The sequence below is a fragment of the Pseudoduganella plicata genome, assembly GCF_004421005.1.
Classification (GTDB): Bacteria; Pseudomonadota; Gammaproteobacteria; order Burkholderiales; family Burkholderiaceae_D; genus Rugamonas; species Rugamonas plicata.
This window is the reverse complement of record NZ_CP038026.1, coordinates 2,322,581-2,341,945: the sequence shown is the minus strand read 5'-3', so window position 1 is coordinate 2,341,945 and position 19,365 is coordinate 2,322,581. Positions and strand designations below refer to the sequence as shown.

Here is a 19,365-nt window from a genome sequence, read left to right as displayed (position 1 = left end):
GTGACAGGCTCCGGTTTTCGGGAAAACCGGAGCCTGTCACCGGTTTTTTTTACTTACTGCGCGAGCAGCTTGGCGTAGCGCTCGATGTCGACGTTGCCGCCGCTGATCAGGATGCCGACCTTCTTGCCGGCCAGCTCGTCCTTCATCTGGCGGGCGGCAGCCAGGCTCAGGCAGCCCGTCGGTTCGACGACGATCTTCATGCGCGCCGCATAGAAGCGCATTTCTTCCACCAGTTGTGCGTCCGTGACCGTCAGGATGTCGTCCACGTCGCGCCGGATGATCGGGAACGTCAGCTGGCCCAGGTGCTGCGTCTGGGCGCCGTCCGCGATGGTCTGCGGCGTGTCGATATGGACGATCTCGCCCTTGCGGAACGACTGCTGGCCGTCATTGCCTGCTTCCGGCTCCACGCCGTACAGCTTGCACTTCGGCGACAGCGCCCGCGTGGCCAGTGCCGAGCCTGACAACAGACCGCCGCCGCCCATGCAGACAAAGAAGTAATCCAGCTCGCACGCCTCCTCGAACAGCTCCTTGGCCGCCGTGCCCTGGCCGCAGATGACGTCAAAGTGATCGTACGGCGGAATCAGCGTCAGCCCGTGCCGTTGCGCCAGATCGCGGCCGATCTGTTCGCGGTCTTCCGTGTAGCGGTCGTACGAGACAACGGTGGCGCCATAGCCGCGCGTAGCGGCAATCTTCAGCGGTGGTGCGTCATGCGGCATGACAATCGTGGCGGGCACGCCCAGCAGCCGCGCCGCCAGCGCCATACCCTGGGCGTGGTTGCCGGACGAGAATGCGACCACGCCGGCCGCTTTTTGTGCGGGCGACAGGCGCGACAGCGCATTGCTGGCGCCGCGGAACTTGAAGGCGCCCGTGCGCTGCAGGTTTTCAGCCTTGAAATACACTTGCGCCCGGAATTCCTCGTTGATCGTGCGCGACGTCAGCACGGGTGTGCGATGGGCGATGCCGGCGATGCGGGCGGCCGCTGCGACGACGTCGTCATAGGTGGGCAAGGTCAGGTCGGTCATGCTGTTCCTCCGAAGTTGAAATCTTTGTAGACGGTCGCCCGCGACACCCCGAGGTGGGTGGCCACGGTTTCCATGGCGCGGCGCAGGTCGGTCAGGCCGGCATCCTTCAGCTCGCGCAGCAGCGCGCGGCGCGCATCGGCCTTCAGCCCGCGGGCCGTCGTGCCGTGGCGGGCCGCGAACGCGTCGATGTGCTGGCGGATCGCCGCGGCACCGGCCGGGGCCAGCGATTCGGACACCGCCGGGGCGCTCGTACTGCCGAACTGCGCCAGCAGCGCCTGGGCGGCGTGCACGGGCGTCAGGTCCATGTTCAGGCACAGCGCCGCCACGTAATTGCCATGGCTGTCGCGGATGCCGATGGACGTGCCCTTGCACGGGCGCCCGTCGGGGAACCGGTTGGGGTAGTTGGCCAGCACCTGGGGCACGCTGGGGTCGGCAATGCGTGCCACACCCAGCTCCGTGGCAGGGTCGCCCACGGCGCGACCGGACAGGTTATTGTGGATCGCCACCACGGCCCGGTCCGCGTCGAGCAGGTCGTTGACGATGACCTCGCAGAATGGCGCCAGCGAACGGCCGAGTCCTTCGGCAATCTGTTGCACCTGCTCGAGCAGGTGTCGTTGTTCCGCAGTGCGTGTCGTCATGATGTATACAGATTATCTCTAAATGGACAATCTGTATACTTTTGGCGCAAAAAAAGCCCCGGACGTGTCCGGGGCCCTGAAGGACATCCGCTGAGAGGATCCACGGATGCCGAGGAGACCTGGTACAGCGATGGCCGGGGTCTGCCCCCGGCGATGACTTCGTGAAGCTTAAGCGGCTGCGGTGTTGGCGGCCGGTGCCGATTTCACGGCGCTGGTGAACTGGCTCACGGCGGCGTTGACGTTGGCTTCGATCGCGTCGCTGGCCTGCTTGGCCGTGCGGGTGAACTGCTCGTAGCCGGCGTTCGCGCTGCCCAGGGCGGACTTGAACAGGGCCACGGCGTTTTCGGTACCGGCCGGTGCGTTCTTGCTGACTTCGTCAACCAGCGAGATCACCTTGCGGTTCGTTTCCAGGATCTGCGATTCGGCGGCGCGGGAGAACTCGGCCGTCGTGCCGGTGGCGATCGATGCCAGGCTGCGGCTGTAGGAAATGGCTTTCTCGGCGTTCGGCTGGACGCGCGCGGCGGTCAGCGAGAAGAACTCCTGCGGGTCCTTGGCGGACAACAGCTGCTTTGCGGCGGCCGAAGAATCTTCCAGCGACTGCTTGGCAACGGACAGGTTCAGTTCAACCAGCTTTTCAACGCCTTCGAACGCCTTGTTCGTCAGTGCAGAGAAAATAGCGTACTGGCTTTCGAGGTTGGCCTTGGTCGCATTGGAAAATTGCTCAGGGATCGAAAACATATGACTCTCCAAATATAGTAGTGGACGTGAATGACCCCTTGCGATATTTGCCGGGGCTTCTCAGCGGTTCCTGTGGGAAATTGCAGCTAAGTTGCAACGAAGTTTGCAGCCAAGTTGCAGCTACGTTTCAGACTACTTGCTGTTTGCCACCCGCCTTGCGGCGATGCAGCGCTATTACGACTTTTTATTCGCGGCAATTGTTTCTGGTCCGAACAGCTATTGTGCAACGCAACATCGTTCATTTTACGGGTGACGAAATTTAAGTCAAGCGTATTTTGTGCGTTGCACAAGGGTATCGACAAGGGTTTCTGCCAAGGGAGCGCAATCATTTCTGCGATGCATTGTGCTGCATTGCGTCACGGCATTTTCAGGGGCGTCCGGTCGTGTCGTTTTACCCATGGTAGACTGCCGCGATGACCCATTCGTCCATTGCCGCGCCACAGTCCGCAGGACATTCATTCCTGTCGCCGGTCCCGCTGTTCTTTGTGTTTCTGTGGAGCACGGGTTTTATCGTCGCCAAATTCGGCCTGCCTTATGCGCCGCCGCTGACATTCCTGCTGCTGCGCTTTGCCGGCGTGCTCGTCATCCTTGTTCCACTGATCGTGTTATTGCGTGCGCCATGGCCGAGCGGCAAGGTGCTGCATATTGCCGTGGCCGGTGTGCTGCTGCATGCGGGTTATCTTGCCGGCGTCTGGTGTGCCATCAAACTGGGCACGCCTGCCGGGCTGACGGCGCTGATCGTCGGCATGCAGCCTATCCTGACGGCGATGGCGGCACCGCTGGTCGGCGAGCGCGTCAGGCCGCGGCAATGGCTGGGTCTGATGTTCGGCATCGCCGGGGTGGCGCTTGTCGTCGCGGCGAAGATGACCCTGGTCGGCCTCAGCTGGCCGGCACTGGCACTGTGCGTCGGCGCGCTGTGCTCCATTACCGCCGGCACGCTGTATCAGAAGCGCTATTGTCCGCAGTTCGACCTGCGTGTCGGTACCGTGATCCAGTTTGCCGCGTCCGGTGTCGTCGTGTTGCCCTTTGCCATTGCATTCGAAGGGCTGACGCCGGAACTCGCTGCCGTGGATTGGACACCCAGCTTTATCGGCGCGCTGCTGTGGTCGATACTGGCGTTGTCGATCGGCGCGATCTTCCTGCTGTTCGCGCTGATCCGTCGCAGCGACGCCACGCAAGTGACGAGCCTGCTGTACCTGACACCGCCCACCACGGCCGTGATGGCCTGGCTGATGTTCGGCGAAGCGTTCAGCGCGCTGGGCATTGCCGGCATGGCGCTGGCCGTGCTGGGCGTGTATTTTGTCGTCGGCAGGAAGAAATGACTTTTAAACAAAGGCCCAGATGATCCAGACACCCGAACAGCAGGCGGTGGATGCCGCCATCGCGTCGCGCCGCTCGATCCGCGCGTTCCTGCGCACGCCGGTGCCGCGCGAGGAAATTGCCGCCATCCTCGAAGTGGCGCGCCGGGCGCCTTCCGGTACGAACACGCAACCCTGGAAGGTTTATGTGCTGACGGGCGCCGCACGGGAAGGGTTGTGCGACGCCGTTACGGCCGCCTACCTCGACCCGGCCGAGAACGCGCGCCACAAGGAAGAGTATGTGTATTACCCGCGCGAGTGGAAGTCGCCGTACATCGACCGGCGCCGCAAGGTGGGCTGGGACCTGTACGCGCTGCTGGGGCTGCAACGGGAGAACAAGGAAGGGATGGCCGCGCAACATGCGCGCAATTTCCGCTTCTTCGACGCGCCCGTCGGCCTGATTTTCACGATCGACCGCGTCATGGAGCAGGGGTCATGGCTCGATTACGGCATGTTCCTGCAGAATGTCATGATCGCAGCGCGCGGCCGCGGGCTGGACACCTGTCCCCAGGCGGCATGGACACAATTCCATCGCATCATTGCGCAGCAGCTGGCATTGCCGGACAATGAAATGGTGGTGTGCGGGATGGCGCTGGGGGTTGCCGATGAGACAAAAATTGAAAACAGCCTGGTGACGGAGCGCGAGCCCCTGGACCGTTTCGTTACATTTGTATAGCGCTAACATTGTGTTGCGTTTTGGAAGAACGTCGTTGCGCGCTTGCATCAGGAATCGGCAAAGTGTTTTATCCTTGATCAGACTTTGAACGCGACAATGTGAATTCAGGTTGCGCACGCTCCGTATTTTGCTACACTGCAACACATATTTGGGACCTCGACAATCGCGGCCTGGCGCCATGCGCCGCCGTACAGCCCGGTAGGCCGCAAGGCACCGGTCGTTCCGCCATCGCCGCGCTCAGCGCCGACCGTGCGGACTCTCATCAAAGCAGCCGGGTTTTCGAGGGATCCGCAGCTGCCGTGTTTCGCGGGGATGAATTATGCTTAAACTTGTCGTGGGCGCGCTGATCTCGGCGCTGTTCCTTTCGGTGCCGGTCGGCACCGTCGAGGCGGCGCAGAGCGCCAAGAAGTCCAGTGTCAAGAAAGTCACGGTCAAGAAAGCCACGGTCAAGAAAGTGACGGCCAGGAAGGCCAAGGCGGCCAAGGCCGGCGCGCGCCGTGCCGCCACGTTCTCGGCCGAGCCGCGCGAGCGCATCGTGCGCCGGGTCGTCACCGAGCGCGGCAAGCGCAAGGTCGTCTACCAGCGCATGACCAATGTGAGCGCGGCCGTGGCGCGGCCGACGATGGGCGACCTGGCCGGCCTGAACCTGACGCGCGATCCGCTCGACCTGAAGTCGAACGTGGCGCTGGTGCTCGACCAGAGCAACTCGGAAGTGCTGTTTGAAAAGAACGCCAATGTCGCGTTGCCGATCGCCTCGATCACGAAGATGATGACGGGTCTCGTCGTTGTCGAAGCCAACCAGGATATGGAAGAAGTGCTGACGGTGACGGAAGACGACGTCGACCGCGCCAAGTTCTCCAGCTCGCGCCTGAACGTGGGCGACCGCCTGACGCGCCGCAATATGCTGCACATCGCGCTGATGAGCTCGGAAAACCGGGCCGCGTCCGCCCTCGGCCGCAACTACCCGGGCGGGCTGCCGGCGTTTGTGGAGGCAATGAATGCGAAGGCCCGCGCGCTGGGCATGAACGACACGCGTTATGTCGATTCCAGCGGCCTGTCGAAGCAGAACGTGGCAAGTGCACGTGACCTTGCCAAGCTGGCTCTGGCTGCCTATGAGCACCCGATCCTGCGCGAATACTCGACCGATCCGAAGGCGATCATCGAGCGCAACGGCCGTCCGGTCCAGTTCGGTACGACGAACGGTCTCGTGACGCCGAACTCGGGCTGGGAAATTGGCCTGCAGAAGACAGGCTTTATCAACGAAGCGGGGCGCTGCGTGATGATGCAGGCCGTTGTGGAAGGCCGCGCCGTGATCATGGTCCTGCTCGATGCGAAGGGCACGGCCGCCCGCGTGGCCGATGCGATGCGCATGCGCAAATGGCTGACGGCACTGAAACCGCCGGGCTTCTCCGATGTCGGTGCCGGCGGCTCGATGGGGACGATGGCCGGCTCGGGCGGCTTCGGCAGCAGCATTGCCGCGCCAAGGCCCACTGCGGGGATGTAACCTCGGAAGCTTCCGGGGGCGCCGCCTGCGGGCCGCCAGACCCCGGCGCTTATTCCACCCGATAACCCAACGTCGCCGAAATCTGGTTGGCGGTATTGACCAGATCCTCCAGCCACTCCTCCTGCAGCCGGTCGGCCGGCGCCGAGATCGACAGCCCCGCGACGAGCTTGCCGCTGTCGTCGCGGATGCCGGCAGCCATGCAGCGCACCCCCAGTTCCAGCTCCTCGTTGTCGCGCGCATAGCCGCGCGACCGCACCAGCGACAGCTCCCGTTCCAGTTTCGCCAGGTCGGTAATCGAATTCTTGTTGTGGCCCGCCAGGCCCGTGCGGGTGGCATACGCGCGGATGGCCTTCGGCTCGTCCACGGACAGGAACAGCTTGCCGGTCGACGTCAGGTGCAGCGGGCCGCGCCCGCCAATGGCGCGCACGACCTGCATGCCGGAGCGCTCGGAAAACGCGCGGTCGATGTAGACGATCTCGTCGCCCTGGCGTACGGACAGGTTGATCGTCTGCTGCGTTTTCTTGTGCAGCGAGCGCATGAACTCCAGCGCCGCTTCGCGCACCGACAGCCGGCTCTTCACCACGTTGCCCAGCTCCAGCAGGCGCATGCCCAGGCGGTAGGTGCCGGGTTCGATACGGTCGACGAAGCGCGTCAGCACCATGTCGTTCAGGATACGGTGGGCCGTGGACGGATGCAGGCCCGATACCTTCGACAATTCTTTCAGGCTGACCGGATCGGGATATTTTGCCAGTGCATCGAGCAGGGCGACCATGCGTTCGATGACCTGAATGGTGGTCTTCTGTTCCGGGAGGGTTTCGATTTTCATATTGTGCAGTGCGGTATCCGACGGCCTCTTTATACCATGATGTGAAAAAAATGGGAATTCGGCGCCAGGGGACGGGCGCTATAATGGCGCACTTTAACGAAGCGATGCCCCATGGAACCTGTCAGTGAATTCAAGAGCAAGAGTGGCGCCAAGCGCATCCTGTCGGCTTTTTTCTATTCGGTGGACGGGCTCAAATCCGCGTGGCGTCATGAACACGCTTTTCGCCAGGAGCTGATGCTGTTCGTTGCCGGCGCCGTCGTCGCGCTGGCGCTGCCCGTGTCGCCATTCCAGAAGCTGGCATTGATGGGGGTGCTGGCCCTCGTGCTCATTGTCGAGCTCATCAATTCGGCCATCGAGGCGGTCGTGGACCGCATTTCGCTGGAACGCCATCCGCTGTCGAAGAACGCGAAGGACTTCGGCAGCGCCGCCGTGCTGCTGAGTTGCCTGCTGGCTGGTGCCACCTGGCTTGTCGTGCTCTTCAATCGGTTTTATTGAGTCGTTTGGTGCATCTATATAAGTATGAGGTATATGGATGAAACTAAACATTAGTTCTCTTTTATAAGGCCGGCGGGTACGCTGCGATGTCCGAACATAAAGGGGTTGCTCATGCTGTCCAAAAAAATCACCGCTGTTGCCGCCGCGCTCGCGCTGTCCCTGACCGCGCAGGCGGCCGACATCAGCCTGCTCAACGTGTCGTACGACCCGACGCGCGAGCTGTACCAGGACGTCAACGAAGCCTTTGCCAAGGACTGGAAAGCCAGGACGGGTGACAACGTCAAGATCAAGCAGTCCCATGGTGGCTCGGGCAAGCAGGGCCGCGCTGTCATTGACGGCCTGGAAGCGGATGTCGTCACCCTTGCGCTGGCCTACGATATCGACGCCATTGCCGAGCGCGGCCTGGTCAACAAGGCCTGGCAGAAGCGCCTGGGCAAGAATGCCGCGCCATACACGTCGACGATCGTGTTCCTCGTCCGCAAGGGCAACCCGAAGGGCATCAAGGACTGGGGGGACCTCGTCAAGCCAGGCATCCAGGTCATCACACCGAATCCGAAAACGTCCGGCGGCGCCCGCTGGAATCATCTGGCGGCGTATGGCTACGCGCTGCGCCAGCCGGGCGGCAGCGACGCCGCAGCGCGCGAATACCTGAAAAAACTGTACAAGAACGTGCCGGTGCTCGATTCCGGCGCGCGCGGCGCCACCACGACGTTTGTCGAGCGCGGCATCGGCGACGTGCTGATCGCGTGGGAGAACGAAGCGCTGCTGGCCATCAAGGAACTGGGCCCGGACAAGGTGCAGATCGTGGCGCCGTCCGTCTCCATCCTGGCCGAGCCGCCGGTGTCGGTCGTCGACAAGGTCGTCGACCGGCGCGGCACCCGCAAGGTGGCCGAGGCGTACCTGAACTTCCTGTACACGGATGCGGCGCAGGAGCTGATCGCGAAGAACTATTACCGCCCGACGGTGGAAAAGGAAGCCAAGAAGTATGCGGCGCAGTTCCCCAACGTGAAACTGTTCACGCTGGGCGACGTGGCGGGCGACTGGGCGCGCGCGCAGAAAACCCACTTCGCCGACGGCGGCGTGTTCGACCAGATCTACCAGAAATAACGGACGCATGATGCCGACGCTTGCGCCATACCGCGTCCTCGTGGCGCCCGGACTGCATGGCAGCGGGCCAGACCATTGGCAAAGCCGCTGGCAGCGCCTGTACCCGTCGTTCCAGCGCGTGGAGCAGCGCGACTGGAGCGAGCCCGATCTGCCTGCCTGGAGCGGCCGCGTGGATGCGGCCCGCCAAGCCGAGCGGCGGCCCACCTTGATCGTCGCGCACAGCTTCGGCTGCCTGGCTGCCGTGCGCAGTGTGGCGCGCGATCCGGGGCACGTCGCCGGCCTGCTGCTGGTGGCACCGGCGGACCCGGACAAGTTCGGCGTGGCCGACCTGCTGCCGCACGGAGCGCTGCCGTGCCCGTCGATCATGATCGCCAGTGCCAACGACCCGTGGATGACGCTGGAGCGGGCGCGCGGCTGGGCCGAACGCTGGGGCAGCACCTTCATCGAGGCCGGAGAGCTGGGCCATATCAATGCCGAATCCGGCCTGGGCGACTGGCTGTACGGCCAGCAGCAGTTGCAAGCGCTGGCCGAACGGGCGCACAATGCACTGTCCGCTTATTGACGAACTTTCAAGATCACTTTTTTCCGGAGACTTACATGACGCTACGCCTTGGCGATACCGCCCCCGATTTCGAACAGGACTCCAGCATCGGCCGTCTCAAATTCCATGAGTGGGCCGGCGATTCCTGGGTGGTGCTGTTCTCCCACCCGGCCGACTTCACGCCCGTCTGCACGACGGAACTGGGCCTGACGGCGAAACTCAAGCCTGAATTCGACAAGCGCAACGTCAAGGCGATCGCGCTGTCGGTCGACACTGCCGACTCGCACACCGAGTGGATCAAGGACATCGAGGAAACCCAGAAGACGGTGGTCGGCTTCCCCATCGTCGCCGACGCGGACCGCAAGGTCGCCACGCTGTACGACATGATCCACCCGGAGCAGTCCGCCACCGCCACGGTGCGCTCGCTGTTCGTCATCGACCCGGCCAGGAAGATCCGCCTGCAGATCACCTACCCTTTGACCACGGGCCGCAACTTCGACGAAATCCTGCGCGTCATCGACGCCCTGCAGCTGACCGACAAGCATACGGTCGCCACGCCGGGCAACTGGAAGGACGGCGACGACGTCATCATCCCGCTGACGGTACAGGATCCGGAAGTCATCCAGCAGAAGTACCCGAAAGGCTTCACGGCCCCGAAACCGTACCTGCGCCTGACGCCCCAGCCAAACAAGTAATGGGCTGACGCCCGGGCAAAACCCGGTACAGACCCCTGTTTCAAAAAACCGGTGACAGGCTCCTGTTTTCGCCATGCGAAAACAGGAGCCTGTCACCGGTTTTGTCATCGGGGTTGCTCCCGGTCTTTGCTTTCATATCCCATCTGGCATCTAAGCAAATGACAAAAGCGTAGTTTGGGTTATTACGCTCCTCTGCGATTATTCGGCCTCATTATCCGAAAATGTAATAAGAGGGGCCACCATGTCCGCAGTCCTGCCGGCCGCACAGCCGGTGCCGATCCAAGCCGCGACGAAGAGCAGGGCGCCGTACCGCGTCATGCCGGGCTTTAAGCTCTCGCTGGGCTTCACGATTTTCTACCTGACGCTGATCGTCCTGATCCCGTTGTCCGCCGTCTTCCTCAAGACGTTCACGATGACGTGGGAGGCGTTCTGGAGCGCCGTCACGTCCGAACGCGTGATGGCATCGTACCGGCTGACGTTCGGCGCCTCGCTGATTGCTGCCTTCATCAACGTTATTTTTGGCGGCATCGTCGCGTGGGTGCTGGTGCGTTACCGCTTTCCCGGCAAGCGCTTCGTCGACGCGCTGGTCGACCTGCCGTTCGCGCTGCCGACGGCTGTTGCCGGCATCACGCTGACCGCCCTGTATTCGTCCAACGGCTGGCTCGGCACCTTCATCGAAGGCACGCTGGGCATCAAGGTCGCGTTCACGCCCCTGGGCGTCGTGCTGGCGCTGACCTTTATCGGCCTGCCGTTCGTCGTGCGCACCGTGCAGCCCGTGCTGGAGGACGCGGAGCGCGAGCTGGAGGAAGCCGCCGCGTCGCTGGGCGCCTCGTCGCTGCAGACGTTCGTCAAGGTGGTTTTCCCGACCATCATGCCGTCGCTGATGACGGGTTTCGCGCTGGCCTTCGCCCGCGCCACCGGCGAATACGGCTCCGTCATCTTCATTGCCGGGAACATGCCGATGGTCTCCGAGATCACGCCGCTGTTCATCATCACGAAGCTGGAGCAGTACGACTACGCGGGTGCCACGGCCATTGCCGTCGTCATGCTGGTCGTCTCGTTCCTCATGCTGTTGACAATTAACCTGCTGCAGGCCTGGGCGCGCGGCAAGTCGGGGAAATAATTATGAGCACATCCTCTCGCCGCGGCGAATTGCCCACCGTCTCGGACGTCCTCGAACCCGCGTGGGTACGCTGGGTGCTGCTGGCCGTCGCGCTGGCATTCCTCACGCTGTTCCTGTTCGTGCCGCTCGTTGCCGTCTTCACCGAAGCGCTGCGCAAGGGCTGGCAGACGTACGTCGAGGCCATCGTCGACGAAGACGCCATCTCGGCCATCAAGCTGACACTGATCGCGGCCGGCATTGCCGTGCCGCTGAACCTCGTGTTCGGCGTGGCCGCATCGTGGGCCGTGGCGAAATTCGAATTCCGCGGCAAGAGCCTGCTGCTGACATTGATCGACCTGCCGTTCTCCGTGTCGCCTGTGATCTCGGGCCTGATCTACGTGCTGCTGTTTGGCGCGCAGGGCTGGTTCGGCGAATGGCTGATGGCGCGCGACATCAAGATCCTGTTCGCCGTGCCCGGCATCGTGCTGGCCACGATCTTCATCACGTTCCCCTTCGTCGCGCGCGAACTGATCCCGCTGATGCAGGCACAGGGCAGCGAGGAAGAGGAAGCTGCCGTGGTGCTCGGTGCGTCGGGCTGGCAGACGTTCTTCCGCGTCACGCTGCCGAACATCAAATGGGGCCTGCTGTATGGCGTGATCCTGTGTAACGCCCGCGCCATGGGCGAATTCGGCGCCGTCTCGGTGGTGTCGGGCCATATCCGCGGCGAGACCAACACGATGCCGCTGCAGGTCGAGATCCTCTACAACGAGTACAACTTCGTGGCCGCCTTTGCCGTCGCTTCGCTGCTGGCGCTGCTGGCACTGGTCACGCTGGCATTGAAGTCCTTTATCGAATGGCGCCTGCACGAAAGCCGTGCCGACGACAGCACTGAACACTGAGCGGAGCAAGACATGACGATCGCAGTCAAGAACATCAACAAGCGTTTCGGCGACTTCACCGCGCTGAACAACGTATCGCTGGACTTCCCGGCGGGCGAGCTGACGGCATTGCTGGGCCCATCGGGCTGCGGCAAGACGACGCTCTTGCGCTGCATCGCCGGCCTGGAGCACCCGGATTCGGGCCAGGTGCTGCTCGATGGCGAGGACGCGTCGGCACGCCACGTGCGCGAGCGCCAGGTGGGCTTCGTGTTCCAGCACTACGCGCTGTTCAAGCACATGACGGTGTTCGAGAACGTCGCCTTCGGCCTGCGCGTGAAGCCGCGCGCCGAGCGCCCGTCCGAAGACCAGATCCGCCGCAAGGTGAAAGACCTGCTGGAACTGGTCCAGCTGGACTGGCTGGCGGACCGCCATCCGCCGCAGCTCTCGGGCGGCCAGCGCCAGCGGATCGCACTGGCGCGCGCGCTGGCCGTCGAGCCGCGCGTGCTGCTGCTCGACGAGCCGTTCGGCGCCCTTGACGCGAAGGTGCGCAAGGAACTGCGCCGCTGGCTGCGCCGCCTGCACGACGACCTGCACGTGACGTCGATCTTCGTCACGCACGACCAGGAAGAAGCGCTGGAAGTGGCCGACCAGGTGGTCCTGATGAACAAGGGCCGTGTCGAGCAGCTGGGTGCCCCGGACGAGGTGTACAACCATCCCGCGTCGCCGTTTGTCTACGGCTTCCTCGGCAACGTCAACGTCTTCCATGGCCGCGTGCATGACGGCGTGCTGGCCAGCGAAGGCGTGCAGTTCGACGTGCCAGACCAGCATCGCGGCGTCCAGGACGGCAAGGGCACGGCTTACGTGCGGCCGCACGACCTGGAGATCGACCGCTATGCGCAGGGCGCCGAGGGCATCGTCGTCAAGCTGCGCCGCGCGCACGCGATCGGCCCGCTGGCCCAGCTGGACCTGGAACGCGCCGACAACGCCCAGATCATCGAAGCGACCATTTCCAATGACCGCTTCCGCCACCTGGATCTGAAGGAGGGCGAGACGCTGGTGGTGCGGCCAAAACGCCTGCACGTGTTTGTCGACGAAGGAGCCGCGATATGAATTTCCAGCAGCTGCGTTCCATCCGCGAGGCCGCGCGCCGCAACTACAACCTGACGGAAGTGGCCAATGCGCTGTTTACGTCGCAGCCCGGTGTGAGCCGCCAGATCCGCGAACTGGAAGATGAACTGGGCGTCGTCATTTTCGAACGCAACGGCAAGCGCCTGACGGGCCTGACGGAGCCCGGCAAGGGCATCCTGAAAATCATCGACAGGCTGCTGATCGAGGCGGAGAACCTGCAGCAGGCCAGCCTCGAATACAAGGGAAAAAGCACCGGCACGCTGACGGTGGCGGCCACGCACACGCAGGCACGCTATGCGTTGCCGCGCGCCGTGCAGCACTTCCGCACGGCGTTCCCGGACGTGCGCATCGCCCTGCAGCAAAGCGCGCCGGAACACATCGCCGAGTGGGTCCTGTCGGGCAAGGCCGATATCGGCATCGCCACCGAGGGCCTGTCGCAGTTCCCCGACCTCGTATCGTTCCCGTGCTATCGCTGGAGCCACCTGATCGTCGTACCGGAAGGGCACCCGCTGCTGCAGCGCACGCCGGTACGGCTGGAAGACCTGGCCGAGTTCCCGCTGATTACGTACGACGTGGGCTTCACGGGCCGTGGCCATATCGACGACGCGTTCGACAAGGCGGGCGTGCGTCCCGACATCGTGCTGACGGCGATGGATTCGGACGTCATCAAGCAGTACGTCGCGCTGGGCCTGGGCGTGGGCCTGGTTGCCTCGATGGCGTTCGACCATGGCCGCGACCAGGGCCTGCGCGCGATCGAAGCGTCGCACCTGTTCGCGTCGAACACCACGCGCCTCGCCGTGCGCCGCGGCGCCTACCTGCGCACCTATGCGTACGAGTTCATCGCGCAGTTCGCGCCGGAGCTCAAACGCGGCGATATCGAACAGGCGTTGCTGGGGGCCGAGGCGGCATAGAAAAAAACCGGTGCCTGTCACCGGTTTTTTCCTTTTTTCTTGCAGGCTTACCAGCTGTACGCCACCTTGGCATAGTAGTAGCGTCCATTGAACCCGGCCGGCGACCAGATGCTGTAGGGGTAGATGCCGGCCACGTTCAGGTTGTTGGCCGACGTGGTCTTGTCCGGGTAGCTGTCCGTCAGGTTGTCGATGCCGGCGGTGATGCGCCAGTTCTGCGCCAGCTTGATGCTGCCCGAAACGTCCAGCACCCACTGGCGGCCGTACGTCTGGTCGTAGGCCGGGTTGTTTTGCGGGACCGTGAACTTGCCGTACTGCGTCGCCTGCGCGTGGGCGTTCCATACGCTTGTGGTGTAATCCACGCCGAGACTGAGCTTGTCTTTCGGCGAACCGACCGTGGTACGCAGCACTGTCTGGCGGTCGATCAGCAGCAGGTTGTTCGCGGTCAGCAGCGCCGGGTTGGCGGCCACGTTTTCCACTTCGTTCTTGTTGTGGTTGTACGCGGCCGTGAAGTCGATGCGGTCGCGGTTCTGGAGGTCCAGACGATACGTGCTGACGACGTCCACGCCCGTCGTCTTCGTGTCGATGGCGTTGGTGAAGTAGCGGCCCGCGCCAACCTGCACGCCCTGCGCGGCCAGTGCGTTGCGCAGCGTTGGCGGCAGCGTCATGTTGGCCGACAGCGCGATGCGGTCGTCCACGAAGATGCGGTAGACGTCCACGCTGGTGTTGAAGTTGCGCGTCGGCGAGAGCTGCAGGCCGATGCTGTAGTTGCGCGCCTTTTCCGCCTTCAGCGGCGTCGCGCCGATGGCGCGCGCGGCCGCGCTGTTGACGGCAAACGTGCCCGTCTCGATCGGCGTGTTGACACCGTTGATGACGGAGAAATTGGTGGTCGTGATCGTGTAGAACTGCTGCGCCAGCGACGGTGCGCGGAAGCCGGAGGAGGCCGTGCCGCGCAGCGAGACCTTGTCGTTGAAGGCGTAACGTGCCGAAGCCTTTGCCGACGTCGTGCTGCCGAAGTCCGTGTAGTGTTCGTAGCGCGTTGCCAGGGCGGCGGAAAGCTTCGGCGTCACCTGCGCTTCCAGGTTGACGTAGGCCGACTGGTTGCTGCGGCTGTTCTTGCCCGCGTTGACGGGACGGAAGCCGGCAAAGCCCTGCGCGCCGCCGCCGAAGTACGACGCCTCGTCGCCGGCGCCGATCTCGTATTCCTCGTGCCGGATTTCGATACCCGTCGCCACCGTCAGCGGACCGCTGAAGACCGCGACCGGAATCTCGCGCGCCAGGTCGAAGTTCGCGACCGACTGCGTATTGGTCAGCTTCCCGAGGTGGAAGTGCGTCGGGCTTTGCGCGAGCAGGTCCGCGTTGGCCGTGTTGTCGCTGTCGAGCCAGAAGCTGTTGCGGCCGTAGTCCACGCTGGCATCCCAGCGCCAGCCGCCGAAGTCACCCTTCAGGCCCGCCACCAGCGACGCATCGGTCGATTCGCTGTTCTGCAACGGCAGGAAGCCTTGCGGGAACAGGGGCGAGCGCGTGGATGTGCGCCACGTGGCCGCCGCCTCCGTGTCGCGCCTGCCGTACTGGCCGAACGCGTACAGGTCCGTGTTCTCGCCTACCTGGTACTGCGCATTGAACATCACGTTGCGCGGCTTGGTGTCCGAGTCGCCGTAGCGCTGCGTGACCTGGCCGTACAGCGGTTCCTTCGGATCGCGGAAATCGGCGCCGGCGCGGTTGGTCGGATCGCGGTCGGCCGCTTCCGCCGCCAGGCGCAGCCAGCCTTTATCGCCCAGCGCGAAGCCGCCGGATGCCTTGATCGTCTTCTGTGTGCCGTCGCCTTCCTGGTACTCGCCGTAACCCACTTCGACTTCACCACCCTTCGGTCCCTTTTTCAGGATGATGTTGACGACGCCGGCGATGGCGTCTGACCCGTATTGCGCGGACGCGCCATCGCGCAGCACTTCGATATGGTCGATGGCGGCCAGCGGAATCGCGTTCAGGTCGACCGGCGCGGAACCGCGGCCGGACGTGCCGTTGACGTTGATGACGGCGGACGTGTGGCGGCGCTTGCCGTTGACGAGCACCAGCACCTGGTCCGGCGCCAGGCCGCGCAACTGCGCGGGACGCACGGCATCGGACGCATCGGCGCCGGACGGGCGCGGGAAGTTCATCGACGGCAGCACGCGCGCGAGAACGGAAGCCAGCTCGGCCGATCCGGTGGCCTGCAGCTCCTTGGCGCCGATGATGTCGATGGGCGACTCGGAATCGGCGCTGCGGCGGTTTTTAGCGTAGGTGCCGGTGACCACGACGGTCTGCATGTCGCCGGCGGCCGGCATTTCCTGCGCAACGGCAGGCCCCGTGGCGGCGGCGATCAGCGAGAAGACGAGGAGGGAATTCTTGTGGCGTGTGCTCATCATTAGCGGAAAAGGTTATCGATGCCGCTATCTTAAGGCCCCGCCACCCGCGCACGAACGATTGCTACGCGCTTTGCTTATGAATATTTCGTATATAGATGAGTTACCAGAAAAACCGGTGACAGGCTCCTGTTTCCACGAGCGGAAAACTGGAGCCTGTCACCGGTTTCCGCGCGGCGTCGATCAAACCGGAGCCTGGCACCGGTTTTCGCGCAGCTTACTGCCCCGGGTTCGGCAGACTTGCGTGGATCGCGTCCACCGCTTCGAGCACATGCTGCGGCAGCTTGACCGTGTACGCGGCGGTGTTTTCTTCAGAAAAACCGGAGCCTGTCACCGGTTTCTGCGCGGGTAGATCAAACCGGAGCCTGGCTCCGGTTTTCGCGCGGCTTACTGGCCAGGGTTCGGCAGACTGGCGTGGATCGCGTCCACCGCTTCGAGCACATGCTGCGGCAGCCTGACGGTGTACGCGGCGATGTTTTCTTCCAGCTGCGCCAGGGTGGTGGCGCCGATGATGGTCGAGGCGACGAACGGGCGCGAGTAGCACCAGGCCAGCGCCAGTTGCGTCGGCGTCAGGCCGTTGTCGCGGGCCAGTTGCGTGTATTGCGCCACCGCCAACAGCACCGAAGGACGCAGGTAGCGCGGGCTCCACGTCGGCGGGAAGATCGTCAGGCGGCCGTGCGCCTTCGGATTGTCGTGGTACTTGGCCGTCAGCTGCCCGAAGGCGAGGGGGCTGTAGGCCAGCAGGCTGACGTCCTCGCGGAAGCACGTTTCGTCCAGCAGGCTGGTTTCGAAATGGCGCGCCGTCAGGTTGTACAGGTTCTGGATCGTCGCGATGCGCGGCAGTCCCTTCGTCTCGGCCTGCTTGATGAATTCGCAGACGCCCCAGCACGACTCGTTCGATACGCCGATGTGGCGGATCTTGCCTTCATCGACCAGCTTGCCCAGCGCGGCCAGCGTGTCTTCGATGGCGACGCTGGCGCGCTCCTTCTGCGGCTCGAACGCGGTGGCGCCGAAGATCGGCACGTTGCGGCTCGGCCAGTGCAGCTGGTACAGGTCGATGTAGTCCGTCTGCAGCCGTTGCAGGCTGGTTTCCACCGCCGCGCGCAGGTTCGCCTCGTCGAAATTCTGCTTGCCGCCCCGGATCCAGTGCGTGTTCGGATTGGGGCCGGCCGCCTTCGTGGCCAGCACCACCTTGTCGCGCATGCCGGATTTCTTCAGCCACGTGCCGATGAAGCGCTCCGTCGATCCCTGCGTGGCCGCACTCGGCATGACGGGATACATTTCCGCCGTGTCGATGAAGTCGATGCCCCGCGCCAGTGCCAGGTCCAGCTGGCTGTGCGCGTCGCTTTCCGAATTCTGCTCGCCGAACGTCATCGTGCCGAGGCAGATGCGCGAGACTTCCAGGTCGGTGCGCCCGAGTCTGATTTTTTCCATGGGTTCTCCTATGATTTGCGCAGGGCGTCGGCGCAGTCGCGCACCAGGGCGGGGCCGGCGTAAATCAGGCCGCTGTACAGTTGCACGAGCTGGGCACCGGCGGCGATCTTGGCCTGCGCATCGACGCCGCGCATGATGCCGCCCACGCCGAGGATCGGCAGCGCGTCGCCCAGTTCCGCCTTGAGCAGGCGGATGATGCCGTTCGACAGCTCGAACACGGGCGCGCCGGACAGGCCGCCAGTCTCGGCGCCATGCTGCATGCCTTCCACGGCCGTGCGCGACAACGTCGTATTGGTGGCGATGACGCCGTCGATGCGGTGGCGCACCAGCGCATCCGCGATGTTTTTCACCTGCTCGCCGTCCATGTCGGGCGCGATCTTCAGGGCCAGCGGCACGTAGCGCTTGTGCCGGTCGGCCAGGCGCCCCTGTGCGTCCTTCAGCTGCGCCAGCAGGCCGTCGAGCTCCGAACCGCCCTGCAGCTGGCGCAGATTCTTCGTGTTCGGCGACGAGATGTTCACCGTCACATAGCTGGCGTATGGGTAGACCTTTTCCAGGCAGTGCAGATAGTCGTCGGCCGCGCGCTCGATCGGCGTATCGGCGTTCTTGCCGATGTTCAGGCCCAGCACGCCGGCCTTGCTCTGGTAGAAGCGCGACGACTGGACGTTGGCGACAAACGCGTCGACGCCGCCGTTATTGAAGCCCATGCGGTTGATGATGCCGTGCGCGGCGGGCAGGCGGAACATGCGCGGCAGGGGATTGCCGGGCTGCGCACGCGGCGTGACGGTGCCCACTTCGATCGAGCCGAAGCCCAGGTCGGCCAGCGCGTCGATATAGGCGCCGTCCTTGTCCAGGCCCGCGGCAAGGCCGACGGGATTCCTGAACAGCAGGCCCATGACCGTGCGCGGGTCCGGCTTCGGCGGCTGCACGACAGCGCGCAGCAGGCCAAGTTTCGACAGGCGTTTGAGGTTGTTGAGGGTGAAGTGGTGGGCGCTTTCGGCGTCCATCGAGAACAGTGCGGGACGAAGCAGGGAATACAGGAATTTATCGGACATGACGGGATCTGCAGGTGAATTCCCGCCATTTTACCTTGCACCCGGCGGGGTTCAGGCCTCCAGCACGCTCCATACACCCTTGCGCCGCGCTTCCAGCGGCTGAAAGCGGATCTTGTAGCTCATTTTCGGGCTTTCCTCGATCCAGTAGCCCAGGTAGACGTACGGCAGGCCCAGCTCGCGCGCCTGGGCGATCTGCCACATGACGTTATAGGTGCCGAACGACGCGCCCGGCACGTCGGGGTCGAAGAACGTGTAGACGGACGACAGCCCGTCCGACAGCACGTCAATGATGCTGACCATGCGCAGCGTGCCGTCCGGCTCGCGGAACTCGACGAGGCGCGTGTTGACGCGGCTTTGCAGCAGGAACTGGGCATACTGGTCGCGGCTGTCCTGGTCCATGCCGCCACCGGCATGGCGCGTGCTCTGATAGCGCAGGTACAGCGCATAGTGCTCGTCCGAGAACGACAGTGTGGCCACACCCGTCTGCAGGTGCTCGTGCCGCGCCCAGGCCCGGCGCTGGCCGCGCGAGGGGGCGAATGCGTCGGCGACGACGCGCACGGGAATGCAGGCCTGGCAGCCGTCGCAGTACGGCCGATAGGTGAAAATGCCGCTGCGCCGGAAGCCATTGCGCACCAGTTCGGAGTAGACGTCCGCGTTGATCAGGTGCGACGGTGTCGCCACCTGGGACCGGGCTTGCCGCGAGTCCAGGTAACTGCAAGGGTAGGGCGCCGTCGTGTAGAACTGGAGGGCCGCGAAGGGAAGGTCGTTTAGCTGCGTCATGCAGAACCTGTGATCAGCGTGCGTTGGGGTGCGTTGTCAAAACGTCGGTACCGGCGCGGTGCGCGGTGCCTGTGAAACATA

Annotated in this window: 19 protein-coding genes; 11 read left to right on the top strand and 8 right to left on the bottom strand. The window is 64.0% G+C overall.

The genetic code is table 11. The annotated features are described in order from the left end of the window. Positions 1 to 53: 53 nt before the first annotated feature. The 3 genes from E1742_RS10330 to E1742_RS10320 all read right to left on the bottom strand — a co-directional run bounded on the left by E1742_RS10330 (position 54) and on the right by E1742_RS10320 (position 2,398). Positions 54 to 1,022, bottom strand: coding sequence for a threo-3-hydroxy-L-aspartate ammonia-lyase (locus E1742_RS10330; protein WP_134384794.1), 969 nt, complete (start codon positions 1,020 to 1,022; stop codon positions 54 to 56). Then, complete coding sequence (locus E1742_RS10325; protein ID WP_134384793.1) at positions 1,019 to 1,660, bottom strand: helix-turn-helix transcriptional regulator; 642 nt, start codon at positions 1,658 to 1,660, stop codon at positions 1,019 to 1,021. The genes E1742_RS10330 and E1742_RS10325 overlap by 4 nt, the downstream gene beginning before the upstream one ends. Positions 1,661 to 1,828: 168 nt before the next feature. Next, entirely contained in the window at positions 1,829 to 2,398 is a 570-nt protein-coding gene (locus E1742_RS10320) for a phasin family protein (protein ID WP_134384792.1), read from the bottom strand. 413 nt (positions 2,399 to 2,811) lie between these two features. Here E1742_RS10320 and E1742_RS10315 point away from each other — a divergent pair, with 413 nt between their 5' ends. The 3 genes from E1742_RS10315 to E1742_RS10305 all read left to right on the top strand — a co-directional run bounded on the left by E1742_RS10315 (position 2,812) and on the right by E1742_RS10305 (position 5,936). Next, a complete protein-coding gene (locus E1742_RS10315) occupies positions 2,812 to 3,720 on the top strand; it encodes a DMT family transporter (RefSeq protein WP_134384791.1) in 909 nt (302 codons plus the stop codon). 19 nt (positions 3,721 to 3,739) lie between these two features. After that, a complete protein-coding gene (locus tag E1742_RS10310) occupies positions 3,740 to 4,432 on the top strand; it encodes a nitroreductase (RefSeq protein ID WP_134384790.1) in 693 nt (230 codons plus the stop codon). 319 nt (positions 4,433 to 4,751) lie between these two features. Next, entirely contained in the window at positions 4,752 to 5,936 is a 1,185-nt protein-coding gene (locus tag E1742_RS10305) for a serine hydrolase (RefSeq protein WP_134384789.1), read from the top strand. A 49-nt stretch (positions 5,937 to 5,985) separates the two neighbouring features. On the opposite strand, the gene E1742_RS10300 is transcribed toward E1742_RS10305, so the two are convergent. Further along, complete coding sequence (locus tag E1742_RS10300; RefSeq protein ID WP_134384788.1) at positions 5,986 to 6,762, bottom strand: IclR family transcriptional regulator; 777 nt, start codon at positions 6,760 to 6,762, stop codon at positions 5,986 to 5,988. A gap of 111 nt (positions 6,763 to 6,873) precedes the next feature. Between E1742_RS10300 and E1742_RS10295 the strand changes: the two genes are divergently transcribed. The 8 genes from E1742_RS10295 (at position 6,874) to E1742_RS10260 (ending at position 13,619) form a co-directional block, all read left to right on the top strand. Further along, a complete protein-coding gene (locus E1742_RS10295; protein WP_134384787.1) occupies positions 6,874 to 7,257 on the top strand; it encodes a diacylglycerol kinase in 384 nt (127 codons plus the stop codon). 111 nt (positions 7,258 to 7,368) lie between these two features. Then, a complete protein-coding gene (locus E1742_RS10290; protein ID WP_134384786.1) occupies positions 7,369 to 8,364 on the top strand; it encodes a sulfate ABC transporter substrate-binding protein in 996 nt (331 codons plus the stop codon). Between the two features lie 7 nt (positions 8,365 to 8,371). Next, a complete protein-coding gene (locus tag E1742_RS10285; RefSeq protein WP_134384785.1) occupies positions 8,372 to 8,926 on the top strand; it encodes an RBBP9/YdeN family alpha/beta hydrolase in 555 nt (184 codons plus the stop codon). Positions 8,927 to 8,961: 35 nt separating this feature from the next. Next, complete coding sequence (locus E1742_RS10280; RefSeq protein ID WP_134384784.1) at positions 8,962 to 9,600, top strand: peroxiredoxin; 639 nt, start codon at positions 8,962 to 8,964, stop codon at positions 9,598 to 9,600. Between the two features lie 241 nt (positions 9,601 to 9,841). Continuing rightward, positions 9,842 to 10,723, top strand: a complete 882-nt coding sequence (cysT, locus tag E1742_RS10275) for a sulfate ABC transporter permease subunit CysT (RefSeq protein ID WP_166793459.1) — start codon at positions 9,842 to 9,844, stop codon at positions 10,721 to 10,723. 2 nt (positions 10,724 to 10,725) lie between these two features. After that, entirely contained in the window at positions 10,726 to 11,601 is an 876-nt protein-coding gene (gene cysW, locus E1742_RS10270) for a sulfate ABC transporter permease subunit CysW (protein ID WP_134384783.1), read from the top strand. Between the two features lie 12 nt (positions 11,602 to 11,613). Next, entirely contained in the window at positions 11,614 to 12,690 is a 1,077-nt protein-coding gene (locus tag E1742_RS10265) for a sulfate/molybdate ABC transporter ATP-binding protein (protein WP_134384782.1), read from the top strand. Next, complete coding sequence (locus tag E1742_RS10260) at positions 12,687 to 13,619, top strand: CysB family HTH-type transcriptional regulator (RefSeq protein ID WP_134384781.1); 933 nt, start codon at positions 12,687 to 12,689, stop codon at positions 13,617 to 13,619. Before E1742_RS10265 ends, E1742_RS10260 begins: the two co-directional genes overlap by 4 nt. Positions 13,620 to 13,666: 47 nt before the next feature. Here E1742_RS10260 and E1742_RS10255 read toward each other — a convergent pair whose 3' ends face one another. From E1742_RS10255 to E1742_RS10240, 4 genes are all read right to left on the bottom strand, one after another. Next, the gene (locus E1742_RS10255) at positions 13,667 to 16,021 is read right to left on the bottom strand and encodes a TonB-dependent receptor plug domain-containing protein (RefSeq protein WP_206076745.1); all 2,355 of its coding nucleotides are present in this window, start codon (positions 16,019 to 16,021) and stop codon (positions 13,667 to 13,669) included. Positions 16,022 to 16,405: 384 nt separating this feature from the next. Continuing rightward, positions 16,406 to 17,452 carry an aldo/keto reductase gene (locus E1742_RS10250; protein ID WP_134384779.1) on the bottom strand — a complete coding sequence of 349 codons (1,047 nt, stop codon included), beginning with the start codon at positions 17,450 to 17,452 and terminating at the stop codon, positions 16,406 to 16,408. A gap of 8 nt (positions 17,453 to 17,460) precedes the next feature. After that, positions 17,461 to 18,504 carry a quinone-dependent dihydroorotate dehydrogenase gene (locus E1742_RS10245; RefSeq protein ID WP_134384778.1) on the bottom strand — a complete coding sequence of 348 codons (1,044 nt, stop codon included), beginning with the start codon at positions 18,502 to 18,504 and terminating at the stop codon, positions 17,461 to 17,463. Between the two features lie 51 nt (positions 18,505 to 18,555). Beyond that, positions 18,556 to 19,284, bottom strand: a complete 729-nt coding sequence (locus E1742_RS10240; RefSeq protein WP_134384777.1) for an arginyltransferase — start codon at positions 19,282 to 19,284, stop codon at positions 18,556 to 18,558. Positions 19,285 to 19,365: the final 81 nt, after the last annotated feature.

What these genes read in the sequence shown, in the direction of transcription:
- E1742_RS10330 (WP_134384794.1), bottom strand. Translation starts at nt 1,022, where the DNA reads ATGACCGACCTGACCTTGCCCACCTATGACGACGTCGTCGCAGCGGCC.
- E1742_RS10325 (WP_134384793.1), bottom strand. Translation starts at nt 1,660, where the DNA reads ATGACGACACGCACTGCGGAACAACGACACCTGCTCGAGCAGGTGCAA.
- E1742_RS10320 (WP_134384792.1), bottom strand. Translation starts at nt 2,398, where the DNA reads ATGTTTTCGATCCCTGAGCAATTTTCCAATGCGACCAAGGCCAACCTC.
- E1742_RS10315 (WP_134384791.1), top strand. Translation starts at nt 2,812, where the DNA reads ATGACCCATTCGTCCATTGCCGCGCCACAGTCCGCAGGACATTCATTC.
- E1742_RS10310 (WP_134384790.1), top strand. Translation starts at nt 3,740, where the DNA reads ATGATCCAGACACCCGAACAGCAGGCGGTGGATGCCGCCATCGCGTCG.
- E1742_RS10305 (WP_134384789.1), top strand. Translation starts at nt 4,752, where the DNA reads ATGCTTAAACTTGTCGTGGGCGCGCTGATCTCGGCGCTGTTCCTTTCG.
- E1742_RS10300 (WP_134384788.1), bottom strand. Translation starts at nt 6,762, where the DNA reads ATGAAAATCGAAACCCTCCCGGAACAGAAGACCACCATTCAGGTCATC.
- E1742_RS10295 (WP_134384787.1), top strand. Translation starts at nt 6,874, where the DNA reads ATGGAACCTGTCAGTGAATTCAAGAGCAAGAGTGGCGCCAAGCGCATC.
- E1742_RS10290 (WP_134384786.1), top strand. Translation starts at nt 7,369, where the DNA reads ATGCTGTCCAAAAAAATCACCGCTGTTGCCGCCGCGCTCGCGCTGTCC.
- E1742_RS10285 (WP_134384785.1), top strand. Translation starts at nt 8,372, where the DNA reads ATGATGCCGACGCTTGCGCCATACCGCGTCCTCGTGGCGCCCGGACTG.
- E1742_RS10280 (WP_134384784.1), top strand. Translation starts at nt 8,962, where the DNA reads ATGACGCTACGCCTTGGCGATACCGCCCCCGATTTCGAACAGGACTCC.
- cysT (WP_166793459.1), top strand. Translation starts at nt 9,842, where the DNA reads ATGTCCGCAGTCCTGCCGGCCGCACAGCCGGTGCCGATCCAAGCCGCG.
- cysW (WP_134384783.1), top strand. Translation starts at nt 10,726, where the DNA reads ATGAGCACATCCTCTCGCCGCGGCGAATTGCCCACCGTCTCGGACGTC.
- E1742_RS10265 (WP_134384782.1), top strand. Translation starts at nt 11,614, where the DNA reads ATGACGATCGCAGTCAAGAACATCAACAAGCGTTTCGGCGACTTCACC.
- E1742_RS10260 (WP_134384781.1), top strand. Translation starts at nt 12,687, where the DNA reads ATGAATTTCCAGCAGCTGCGTTCCATCCGCGAGGCCGCGCGCCGCAAC.
- E1742_RS10255 (WP_206076745.1), bottom strand. Translation starts at nt 16,021, where the DNA reads ATGATGAGCACACGCCACAAGAATTCCCTCCTCGTCTTCTCGCTGATC.
- E1742_RS10250 (WP_134384779.1), bottom strand. Translation starts at nt 17,452, where the DNA reads ATGGAAAAAATCAGACTCGGGCGCACCGACCTGGAAGTCTCGCGCATC.
- E1742_RS10245 (WP_134384778.1), bottom strand. Translation starts at nt 18,504, where the DNA reads ATGTCCGATAAATTCCTGTATTCCCTGCTTCGTCCCGCACTGTTCTCG.
- E1742_RS10240 (WP_134384777.1), bottom strand. Translation starts at nt 19,284, where the DNA reads ATGACGCAGCTAAACGACCTTCCCTTCGCGGCCCTCCAGTTCTACACG.